The organism is Pelomonas sp. V22, from assembly GCF_030014915.1.
Lineage (GTDB): Bacteria > Pseudomonadota > Gammaproteobacteria > Burkholderiales > Burkholderiaceae_C > JAUASW01.
On the sequence record NZ_JAGIXS010000014.1, the window covers coordinates 1 to 10,978 of the forward strand.

At 61.7% G+C, this 10,978-nt stretch carries 8 protein-coding genes; 4 read left to right on the forward strand and 4 right to left on the reverse strand.

All coding sequences use genetic code 11. The annotated features are described in order from the left end of the window. Positions 1-338 precede the first annotated feature (338 nt). Together J7U46_RS22940 and J7U46_RS22945 are read right to left on the reverse strand one after the other, a co-directional pair. The gene (locus tag J7U46_RS22940; protein ID WP_282829568.1) at positions 339-977 is read right to left on the reverse strand and encodes a response regulator transcription factor; all 639 of its coding nucleotides are present in this window, start codon (positions 975-977) and stop codon (positions 339-341) included. After that, the gene (locus J7U46_RS22945) at positions 970-2,715 is read right to left on the reverse strand and encodes a cache domain-containing protein (RefSeq protein ID WP_282829569.1); all 1,746 of its coding nucleotides are present in this window, start codon (positions 2,713-2,715) and stop codon (positions 970-972) included. The genes J7U46_RS22940 and J7U46_RS22945 overlap by 8 nt, the downstream gene beginning before the upstream one ends. Positions 2,716-2,897: 182 nt before the next feature. On the opposite strand from J7U46_RS22945, the gene J7U46_RS22950 reads away from it, so the two are divergent. From J7U46_RS22950 to J7U46_RS22965, 4 genes are all read left to right on the forward strand, one after another. Continuing rightward, positions 2,898-3,302 (forward strand): response regulator transcription factor, encoded by a 405-nt coding sequence (locus J7U46_RS22950; RefSeq protein ID WP_282829570.1) that lies wholly within the window; start codon positions 2,898-2,900, stop codon positions 3,300-3,302. 76 nt (positions 3,303-3,378) lie between these two features. Further along, a complete protein-coding gene (locus J7U46_RS22955) occupies positions 3,379-3,510 on the forward strand; it encodes a hypothetical protein (protein WP_282829571.1) in 132 nt (43 codons plus the stop codon). Further along, on the forward strand, positions 3,510-5,738 hold the full coding sequence (locus J7U46_RS22960; RefSeq protein ID WP_282829572.1) for a diguanylate cyclase: 2,229 nt from the start codon (positions 3,510-3,512) through the stop codon (positions 5,736-5,738). The genes J7U46_RS22955 and J7U46_RS22960 overlap by 1 nt, the downstream gene beginning before the upstream one ends. A gap of 224 nt (positions 5,739-5,962) precedes the next feature. Beyond that, on the forward strand, positions 5,963-7,957 hold the full coding sequence (locus J7U46_RS22965) for a methyl-accepting chemotaxis protein (RefSeq protein WP_282829573.1): 1,995 nt from the start codon (positions 5,963-5,965) through the stop codon (positions 7,955-7,957). 247 nt (positions 7,958-8,204) lie between these two features. On the opposite strand, the gene J7U46_RS22970 is transcribed toward J7U46_RS22965, so the two are convergent. Beyond that, positions 8,205-8,786: a PIN domain-containing protein gene (locus J7U46_RS22970; RefSeq protein ID WP_282829574.1), complete on the reverse strand. Its 582-nt coding sequence runs from the start codon at positions 8,784-8,786 to the stop codon at positions 8,205-8,207. A 1-nt stretch (position 8,787) separates the two neighbouring features. Then, positions 8,788-9,258, reverse strand: a complete 471-nt coding sequence (locus J7U46_RS22975) for a helix-turn-helix domain-containing protein (RefSeq protein WP_282829575.1) — start codon at positions 9,256-9,258, stop codon at positions 8,788-8,790. Between the last annotated feature and the right edge of the window lie 1,720 nt (positions 9,259-10,978).

The following is a 10,978-nucleotide window of genomic DNA, read 5'->3' on the forward strand; positions in this document are numbered from 1 at the left end:
CTGGAACGCCGCGTCCTGCTCCGTCCGACTTCTAACATCACCGGTTCCACCGGTTGGGGTAAAGGACCGATCCTGGGTGAAAGCGGCCATTGGGCAAAGAAGGGTTGACCGACGGCTCTCAGCCTGGTCCCGCCCTTCACATGGTGGCAGGCGGCTCCGCAGCGATCTCGGTCACTCTGCACTGAGCTTTGAACGACAGCTCCTCAGCACGTCTCGGCCATTGAGCCCTGCGCTTGAATAAGGCTTCCCAAACCGGTTCAAGCGCCAGACCCGGTCTTTGCTCTGGTTCGTGCCGTGCATGCCGTGACCGCTCCGACATCGGCACAACGTAGGGGTGCCTAACCGACGCTCACGCCGTGACTGAGGCAGTACTTCAAGAGCGCTTGATTGCTGTCCACGCCGATCTTCTCCAGGACACGCGCGCGGTAAGTCGTGATGGTCTTGGGCGACAAGTGCATGAGCTCGCCGATCTCTGTGAGGCGTTTGCCCTGCGCGAGGTAAACCATGACCCGATGCTCTTGCATCGAGAGCGTTTCGTGTGGCGCACGATCCGCCTCGCCAAGTGCCACTTCTGCAATCCGTTCGGCCTGGCTCACCGTGATGTACCGCTTGCCTTCGGCGATCCGCTCCATCGCCTGGATCAACTCAGCGGCTGCGCGCTCCTTCGACAGGTAGCCGGACGCGCCGAGCTGCAGCACACGCTGGGCGTATGCAGCCTCGTCGTTGAGGCTGAGTACGAGGAGTCGCAGGCCTGGCTTGAGCTTGCGCAGTAGCGTGACTGAATCGAGCCCTGCTGCGTCCGGAAGATTGAGGTCCACCACAGCGATGTCGTACGTCTCTGACGCCACGCGGGACTGAGCTTCAGCCAGCGTCGGAGCAACATCGACGACCGCAGCAGGCCAACGACCCGCGATCAGTTGCCGCAGCCCCAACTGCACGATGGGATGGTCTTCGACCACCAAGAAACGCTCATTCATCTGTCGCTGCATCCAATGGCACCGTCACTCGAATTCGCACGCCTTCACCCGGCTGGCTGGTGACCTGCAACTCCCCGCCCATCATGCGCGCGCGCTCCTGCATCCCGGTCATCCCGAAGTGGCCCGGCGCTGCGCTCGCTGCCTTGATGCCCTCGCCATCGTCCTCGATGACGAAGGTGTACAGAGCGTCTTCAGCCGTCCCGGTGATCTCGAACCGCCGGCAGCGCGAGTGCCGAAGCGCGTTGGTGATGGCCTCTTGCATGATGCGGTAGCAGCCGATGGCTTTCCTAGATGAGAGCCGGCTTGCGTCCGAAATCTCGATCCGAACTTCGATGCTGGCAGGTACGAGAACTTGCTTGGCCATGTCTTCCACGGCCGCCGCCAAGCCAAGGTGATCGAGCAGCGGCGGTCGCAGCTCAGCTGTAATCCGTCGGGCAGTCGCCATGCCGAAGTCCAAGGCCTGGTTGACTGAGCTGCGTTGTTCCTCAGACATCGCGCCCTTGGGCAGTCCGCTGACGAGCATGGACACACCAGTAAAGATCGCGCCAATCTGGTCGTGGACTTCGCGTGAGATGCGCAGTCGCTCGCGCTCGATGTTGTCATCGAGTTTCTGAGCGAACTCGGCCAGCTGAGCCTGCGCACGGTTCAGCTCCGCCGTTCGCTGCTCTACTTGCTCCAGGATAACGTTTCGATAGATGTCAGCGCGGGTCAGGCTGTACCTGAGATCGTCCAGCTCACGGATCCCGGTCGAGTCGATTTTTCTGAGCTGCCCCGAAAGTGCCTGCCTGGCATCCTGTACGACCTCCGAGAGCCGTCCGGTGATTAGCCGGTTCATCCGATAGACAGTCGCGGCCAAGATCATCAAGAAGACTACGGTGAAAGCGCCAAATCGCTGCAGTTCCGTCCGCAGAGGCGCATTGATCGTTGCCATCGGTACCGACACTGCAACGCTCCATTGCCACTGCCCAATCGGACGCATCACCGTCAGCGTGTCGATGCCGTCGCGCGTAACGCCCCTCTGCACCGACAAATCCTGGGTCTTGATGGTGTTGAGCAGGCGTGGGCCTGCCACCTTGCCGACGTAGATCTCGGGCGACAGGCTACGTGCTACGGTGATACCGTCACGATCAAAGATGCCTGCAATCCAGCCGGGCGGCAGACCTTGTGGGTTGATGAGATTGGACAGCGTCTCAACACGCAGGATGCCTCGCAGCACATACACAACTTGCCCATCCCGAATGACCGGCACGTTCAACGCCGCGATCTTTCGGCTGCTGACGGGAGACTGGAACGGCTTGGACAGGGACGGCTTGCCAGTCTTGAAGGTCTCGCGAACAGAGTCCAACTGAGCGACCGGCAGCGTCGTCCCCATGGGGCTGAGAGACAGGAACACCAGCTTCTCGTCTCGATCGACCAGGCTGATTGCAGCCATCGCGGGGGAAGCCTGCTGGATTCGTTGCGATGCACTGTAGAGCCGCGGGATGTTGTCCTCCTGGGCTGCATTCGACAGGGACATTGCGGTGAGTGCCCCGAGGCTCTGCTCCAGCCTGCTCTGTGCGGTGTTGGCCAAATCGTTGGCCTGATCTACCAACCGAGCCTCCATGGAGCGCTGCCGCTCGTCCGCGTACTGATGGACCGAGTAGCCAAAAAAGCCCATCAGCGGCAACGTCGGCAGAAGCACCAGCGCCCACAGCCAGGTGCTGATGGACGTTCGCGCCTGTGTGCGGCGGGAAATCACGGGGTTGGAAGGTATCCCATGTGGCTATTGGAGCGCCGGAATCGCTCTGTAGGAGGGCCTGTAGGGTTTCCCCTTCAGCAGTTTCCGGGTTCCCCTTCAAGCGCGTCGGCGAACCCTTCTGGCATCGATTGCAAGCGGTCACGACACTGACTGTCAAGGAGCCACGCTGTTCGTGGACTGACATGAGAGTTGTCCTGGTTGAGGACTCAGCGCTGATCGCAGGCGAGCTGCTGAAGCGGCTTGAGCAGCAGTCGCTGCAGATGGCCGGATGGGCAATGGACGAAGACGGCGGCGTCGCAATGATCACGGGCGCCCAACCGGATGCCGTGATCCTGGACTTGAGCCTGCCTGTGGGCAGTGGGCTCGGCGTACTCAAGCGCATCCGCGCTGCTGGATCGACGGCCCGGGTGCTGGTGCTGAGCAACTTTGACCATCCTGAGATGCGCAGCGCTTGCTTTCAGGCCGGTGCCAACAGCTTCTTCGACAAGCACACGCAGGTGGACGAATGCATTCGGGAGCTGACCCAACTCAAGGATGAGGCCATGTCTTCAATGCCAAGCTTGCCCAGAAACACCGTCGGCGAGTGATCGGGACGAAGCCGCGCCGCCATCCATGCCAGCCACCAGATTCGACTTCCTCGCTCAATCAGACCGGAGTGACGCCATGAACAGCCACCTCGACATCACTGTCCAGCCGCTACTCGTTGCTACCGGCCGGCTCAGTCTGAGGCCGGGCCACCGGCTCTTCATGACCCAGCGCAGCCTCAAGGCTCTGGAAGCACCTGGGACGAACTGATGAACGCCGCGGCCGCTTCTGCGTTTCGACTGGCCGGGACCTCGGTATCGAAGATGGACACGACACCACACAGCGAGACACCCTTCACATGGCTTCGGCGCCGGAGCCTGGGGGTGCAACTGGCCTTGCTGTTGGCGCTGCTCGTCGCGGTGTTGTCGCTGTCCTTGACCACCCTCGTCACATCCATGATGAGGGCGCAGATCGAGAGGGATAAGGGCGCTGCGTTGGCGTCATTGGGCCGCAGCATCACCATGGCGCTCGGCAAAAACTTTCGGGATCGGATCCAGCAAGTCGAACTGCTGGCCAGCTCGACGGAGATCTGGGAAGACGGACTGAGCAGCCCGAAGGTCAGCCAAGCCCTGGCGCGCATGAAGCGCACGAGGCCGTTCCCTTCGTGGATCGGTGTTGCTGACCTCCAAGGCAATGTCGTTGCCGCCACTGATGGACTGCTGGTGGGCCGCAGCGTCAAGGAGCGCGCTTGGTTCCCGGCCGGACTCCAAGGCGCATCCATCGGAGACGTGCATGAGGCCAAGCTGCTCGCCGGCTTGCTTCCAGCGAACGCAAGCGTGGAACCGATCCGATTCGTCGACGTTTCCATGCCGCTGAAGGCCGCCGGGCGCGTACGGGGCGTGGTTGGCCTGCATGCGGACGTCCAGGGGATTCGCGCGGTTGTGGATGCGTTCATGCCGAAGAACGCGAGCGCTCGCCAGATTGAGGTCTACATCCTGACGCGGTCCGGTGACGTCATCTTCGGCGCCGACCGAAGCGCTAGCGTAGATCTGCCGGCTCTCGCTCAAGCTCTTGATGGACAGGCAAGCAGTGACCCTAGCGAACAGACGAGGCCAGCGGTCGATTTCCACTGGGCGGATGGTCATCGCTATCTGACGTCGAGCTGGTCGCTGGAGGACCTTGCGCCTGAACTGAAACTGGGTTGGCACGTGTTGGTGCGCCAGCCGGCAGACGTGGCCTATGCACCTGCCATCCACGCGACTGCGCGGGCACTGAGCCTTGGACTGCTCATTGCGCTGATCGCGGTGGCGGTCGGTCTCGTGGTCGGCCGCCAAGTGACACGACCGCTCAGGGACATCGCCCGTGCGGCCCGCGATGTCGAAGCCGGTGTCCCACAGGCAGTTATCCCCACTGCTGACCACAACCTGGAGCTGTCGCATCTGTCGAAGGCACTGCAGTCCATGACGACGCGTTTGGAGCAATTGGTCGAAGAGCGAACGTCTCAGCTCAACGCGGCGAACCACGAGCTTCGGGCGCTCGGCGAAGAGCAAAGCGCCATCCTGGACAACGAACTCGTCGGCATCGTCAGGCAGAACCTATCGGCCCGGGTTGCGATCTGGAACAACCGAGCCATGGCAAAGATGTTTGGCTACACGATGGAAGAGCTCCACAGTCATCCAGCGCGCATGCTGTACCCGGATGACGCGACCTACGAGCGAGTTGGGCAGGAAGTTCGCGCCGCCTTCGCCGAAGGGCGCGACTACATCGGCCTGGTGCCCTTGCGGCGCAAAGACGGGACGGTGATCTGGATTCATCTTCAGGGGTCACCGCTGCGTGAACGGCCAGGGGAGTCCCAATGGATGATGACCGATGTGACTGCGCAGCACCTGTACCAGGAACAGGTCGAGCACATCGCATTCCACGACGGACTGACTGGGCTGCCCAACAGGCTTTTGCTGGCAGACCGTCTGAGTCAGGCTGTCGCCTCATCTCAACGGGCAGGTCAAACGTGCGCCGTCGCGTTCCTTGATCTTGACGGCTTCAAGGCCGTGAACGATGTCTACGGGCACGAGGCTGGCGACCAAGTGCTCAAGGTCGTGGCTGAGCGTGCATCCGCAGTTGTGCGAGCTGGAGATACGGTGGCCCGGTTGGGCGGCGATGAGTTCGTGATCGTCCTCAGCTGCCTCACTGGCGATGCCCAATGCACGTCCATCCTGCAGCGGTTGCTTGATGGCATTGCCCAGCCAGTGGTACTCACCAGCGGCATCAGTGTCACGGTGGCAGGAAGCATTGGCGTGGCCCTCAGTCCGCTTCATGGCACCAAGCCGGCCCAGCTGCTTGCCGCAGCAGACGGTGCCATGTACGAAGCGAAACGTGCGGGCAAAGCGTGCATTCGATATGCGTCGGCCACAGCGCAAGACCCTGAGTCCTTGAATGGTGACGGCGCGGAATGGCCTGCGCTGTTGAAAGCCGACGGTCGGAGTACGATAGTGCCATGACTGAAGGAAGCAGTAGTTCGCGCCAACGTGGAGAACCGGTGCTAACGATCAAGAAGCCATGACACCGCCACTCACCACATATTCACATCATGGCCACGGTTCGCTCATTTGCCGGACCTGCTGAGTAGCAAGTGAATTTTGAAGAGCGGCGACCTGAGTGAGTCACCTGAGGTCGCACAACAAGCACGATAGCTCGCGGTCAAGGCGGGCCCTAGGAGCAAAGAATGGAAGTTGTACGAACGCGGCACGCCGCAAGTTTCACCTCATCGAAAAGCGCAGATGCCGGGGTGACGGCTGGGGGCTTCTTCGCGCACCACGGGCCATGGGCCGTTGGCGTCAAGCTGTTCCGCAAGCTCAATTTCTCCTCGAAGGCCGGGCTGATTTCGCTGGTCTTCTTGGCGCCCCTGGTACTGCTCGCAGGCGCATACCTGCAGAACAGCCAGGAAAGCATTGACTTCGCAACTCGCGAGCGAGCTGGGGTTGCGGTCCTGCGCGCGGTCGAACCGTGGGTGATCGAGGTGCAGAAGCAGCGCCGGCTCACCCTGAGCGGGCAGCAACCAGGGCCTGACATCGGGGCGATCAGCACTCGACTGGCGGAGGTTCGCAAGGCGGTGGCTCAGAGCGGGCTGGACCTCTCCAATGAGCTCAGCTCCATCGAATCATTGCAGGCCGCGGCCGCCACCATCGACGGCAAGCAATCCGGTGACGATGGCGCCGTGAAGCTTCAGGCCTACGTAGACGCCGCCATCGCGGTTCGAACTGCCCTGCTGGACAAGTCCAACCTCACACTGGATCCCGACCAGGATACCTACTACCTCATGACGCTCGCGAGCGATGTGACGTCCGACGTGATCGAAGCCGTATCGCGTTCACGGGCCCTTGCGGGCCGACTTGGCAGGATCGACAACCCAGCGCCGGCTGAAGTGCGGCACTTGTTCGGAGTCTGGTACCACGGCAGCGTCCGCGAGCCGGCCATGACCGAGGCTGCAAAGCATGCATTCGATGCCAATCCATCATTGAAAAAGCGCATCCCTGTGGAAGACGCTGCACAGGCGACCCGTGAATTCCTCGCCGCTTCCAGCAAGGCCTGGTTCGAAGGCACGTTCGAGGCCAAGACCGCCGAACTGAACGTGCCAGGGCAGCGGGCAGTCGACGCGCTGCGCAAGCTCACCTCGGAAAGCACGGCCGCGCTGGACGAGCTGCTGCAGGCCCGTATTGACCGGATCACTGGCGCACGGAACCTGCTGCTCGGCATATCGATTGCGTGCGTGCTCGTGGCTGCGTATCTCTTCTACGCGTTCTATTTGGTCATGAATGGGGGCTTGAAGGAGGTCGGGCGTCACCTGCAAGCCATGACATCGGGGGATTTGACGACAACTCCCAGGCCTTGGGGGCGTGACGAGGCAGCATCGCTGATGCTCTTGATGGCCGACATGCAGGAGAGCCTCCGGGCCATGGTGCGCAATGTGCATCGGGCAGCAGAGGGCATCGTGACCGCCAGCACGGAGATCGCCGATGGATCAACGGATCTGTCTTCGCGGACTGAGAAAACGGCGGCAAACCTGCAGCAGACAGCAGCGGCGATGGAGCAGATCGGCGCCACAGTGCGCCAATCTAGCGCCAACACGCAGGAAGCCACGCAGATGGCTTCAAGCAATGCGGCGGTGGCCCAGCAAGGCGGTGAGGTGATCCAGAAGATGGTCGCCAATATGCAGGGCATCCAGGACGCCTCCACGCGCATTGGCGACATCATCGGCACGATCGATAGCATCGCGTTTCAGACGAACATCCTGGCGCTCAACGCAGCGGTGGAAGCTGCCCGGGCCGGTGAACATGGGCGAGGCTTCGCTGTCGTGGCGACCGAGGTCCGAGCGCTCGCTCAACGCAGCGCCGTGGCAGCCAAGGAGATCAAGTCGCTCATCGGGAACAGCGTCGAACAGGTGGAGACCGGCACCGGTATCGTGCGGGATGCTGGCAAGTCGATGACGGGCATCGTCAGCAGCGCAGGCCGGATCAATCAGTTGCTGGCAGAGATCGCAACTGGCTCTGATCAGCAGAGCGAAGGCATTCATCAAGTCAGTCAAGCGATGCAGGAACTCGACCAGGCCACGCAGCAGAACGCTGCCATGGTCGAGGAGACTGCCGCGGCTGCGGCAGCACTGAGGGCTCAAGCGATGGATCTTTCGAACCAAGTATCCAAGTTCAAGTTGCCGGCTTGACCCTTGTCGCAAGAGATCCTGTACGGTCGAACGCTTTGCAGACACCTGCGCCAGTCGCGGGACGCTATGGCGGTCATTTGGCCGGTGCGCATACGAACCCCGGCGCCGACCGCAGGTTCCGGGTGGCGAACCTGCCGGCAATGCTGTTCGAGGTCGTTCGACCGCTTCTGGCAACAGCAGTCACTGGGCGCGCCATGATCGAATGGCTGAGATCAGCCTGGCACGGTCATTCACCAGGTGGCAGGCATCAGATCAGTTCAGCCGCCTCGCGCAACCGCTGGGCCGTCACCGGCAGTCCGCCGCGCTCCATGGCTGCTGCAAAGTCTTCTGCTGTTGCTTCCGGTTTCTTCCAGCGAGCTCGCATGCGCTTGAAGGCAGCTACGGTCACAAGCTGGTCTAGGTCCCATTGAGACACGATGAACTGATCCGGGTGGATCACTTCGATCCCAAACGGGTCTACGGCCTCTCGCGGGAAATCCTTCATATTCGCCGTCACAATGCAGTCCGCATGGCCGGCCAGGGCGGCCGCCAACACATGCACGTCGTTCGGATCCGGCAGTTTGAGTCCGCCGGCACACGCCTTCCACGCCGCCTCGGACACCTCCCAGTCGGGTACAGCTTGGCGCATCTGCTCGCGCCGACCATTCAATTTGCCCTTCAGATCGGGCCGCCGTTCTTCCAGCGCGTCGATCCACTCGCTTTCGATGGCGGTCGTCCATTTGGCGGCAAAGAGCCCGGCCGTGGCCAGACTCATGAGCGCATCCGTCATGGCGAGCGGAAACAGTACGCAGGCGTCCAGCAGCGCGGTATAGCGTACGTGACCCGCCATCTCAATAGTCTAGGCCGAGCTCGCGTGCGTTGTCTGCCATACGCTCGAGCGCGCGCTCCTGCTGACCTCGCATCTGCCGCGCATACGCGAGCAGATCTTCAAAGGCTATGCGGCGATGGGTACCCACCTTTCGGTGTGCCAGGCGCCCCTCCTCGATTTCCTTGATCACGAACGGCCGCGACACATTTAGGAAGTTCGCCGCCTCCACGGTACTGAACTCTTGGTTGGCTGGCACCAAGGAGATCGGCCCCCCTTCGCTCATGGCACCCAGAAGCTGTCCAATGAGTTTGAGCGCCGCGGGCGGAAGCTCCACTGACGGGTGTTCACCGTTGGTCGTCGTCAGGGTGATGGCCGCAGCGCGCGAGTGATCCAAGGCTTCCATGATGCAGCGCTGGGCCACGCGCGCCATCTCGATGTCCTTCGCGGACAGAGGGGGCGGCACGACCTGACGGGTCTTTTCAAGCGTTGGCATAGGGATGATCTCCGCGGAATTTGTATGGGCCACTGGCGCAGTACGGCAAGTCAGGCCTCTTCGAGGCTCACATCGTACACTTCAAATGCAATAAATGCAGCAAGTGAAACAGTCGAAACACCTTCTCCGCGCCGTTTGCCGCTTGCTCACCGCGCCCTCCTTGAGATGTGTCCACAATTTCTGTGGATAAGCAGCCAGTGATCACGTCAACACCCCAATGGCGGCGGACACGTAAGCACGACAACGCCGGGCTGCACCAAAATTGAGCAGCGGAAATGTCCGGACATTGTGAACGTGCGCTAGCCTCGGGTTCCCAAGGCTGGCCTTAGAGGGTCAATCCGTGGCGAATTCAGGTCTTGACATTAAGGTCTACCCTATTTTGATTCACAAAACCCGGACGCTTCCTGGTCAACGAGGTTCTTTGGCCCGTGCAGCACGGTTTCCATCACGACGCGAGCAACACGTTCCGCATGAGGCGCTCGAAGCGTCCGGGTTTTGTGAATGACGCCGTGAACTGTCCGGACTTTGTGAACGACCGGGCACGGTACGGCCCGAAGTGCCCGCCCTTTGGAGGCCCTCTGCGGAAGTGCTGCCGTCAGCGGGAACGGGACGATCTACCTGGTCGAAGTCTTGATTTCGCTGAACCGCGGAGCTTCGCGATCGCCAGGGGCTTTGGCGAGCCAGTCATCAGACCAACTGCGCCCTTCGGCTCGGTCGCACTCAGCTCGAGGACTTGTTCGCGCGTGAGCCCGGCGCCGAATACGCGCGCCGCCTTCTCCGCCAGCTCGGCGGAGATGGTGACAGTCTTGCCGGGGGCGACTCGAATTCTCTTCATGCCTGGACCTTCGCAGCCGGGACTCTACACATCCGACACGAGCAATACGTTCGCCGCAAGGCGCTCGAAGTGTCCGGGTTTTGTGAATGACGCCGTGAACTGTCCGGGTTCTGTGAACTACCGGGCACGGTCCGGCCTGATGTGCCGGCCGCCTGGAGGCCCTCTGCAGAATTGGTGCAGTCAGCGAGAACGTACCGATCTACCTGGTCGAGGTCTTGATTTCGCTGGACCTCGTAGTTGGGCGATCGCCAGAGGCTTTGGCGAGCCAGTCATCAGACCAGCTGTGCCCTTCGGCTCGGTCGCACTCAGCGCGAGGACTTGTTCGCGCGTGAGCCCGGTGCCGAACACGCGCGCCGCCTTCTCGGCCAGGTCGGTAGAGATGGTGACGAACTTGCCGGGGGCGACTCGAATTCTCTTCATGCCTGGACCTTCACAGCACGGGACTCTACACATCTGACACGAGCGATGCGTTCGCCACGAGGCGCTCAAAGTGTCCGGGTTTTGTGAATGACGCCGTGAACTGTCCGGACTTTGTGAATGGCCGGGCGCGGGCCGGCACGAAATTTCCGCCCTGTGGAGCCCCTTTGTAGGATTTTTTGCATCTATGGACAGATCGCCCACAAAGTCCGGCGCCTTGATTCACAAAACCCGGACAGTTCCGTGCACGACGCCACCTGAGAAACATTCCCACTCGCCACCGGCCGCATCGCTAGAAGTCGCGAGCCGGCTTGCGGGTGTGGCCGAAGTGGAAAAGCCATTGCGATGGGCGCTGCCTTTGATGCGATGCTGGTAGAGAGGCCCTGCGCTTCGCCAAGCTCGACGATGGTGTAGGAGCGAGACGCGGAGCGGACGGTGCCATCGAAGCCGGTGGTACCGTCACCCTAG